Consider the following 277-nt stretch of genomic DNA (forward strand, 5'->3'; position numbering starts at 1 on the left):
GTTCTATACCGCTGCCCGTGGTGACCGCGGCGGGCAGGGCACAGGCCTGGGCCTGGCAATCTGCCAGGGCATGATCGGCGCCCATGGCGGGCAGATTCTGGTGGGCGAAGGCATCGATGGCCAGGGCACCGGCATCACTTTATGCTTGCCGCTACCCCCTCAACCTGAAGCCGAAAGCGAAACCCCATGAGCCAGTCCGCCACGCTGTTGGTCATCGACGATGAACCGCAGATCCGCAAGTTCCTGCGCATCAGCCTGGCCTCGCAGGGCTACAAGG

The 277-nt window shown here is 64.3% G+C and carries 1 protein-coding gene; it reads left to right on the top strand.

Annotation, left to right across the window (positions count from 1 at the left end; translation table 11 throughout):
- The coding region (locus tag AC6UDF_RS07200; RefSeq protein ID WP_500724191.1) for an ATP-binding protein at positions 1–190 on the top strand (190 nt) is incomplete at its 5' end.
- Positions 191–277 lie beyond the last annotated feature (87 nt).

The sequence above is a fragment of the Fructilactobacillus sp. X2R6C1 genome, from assembly GCF_059901295.1.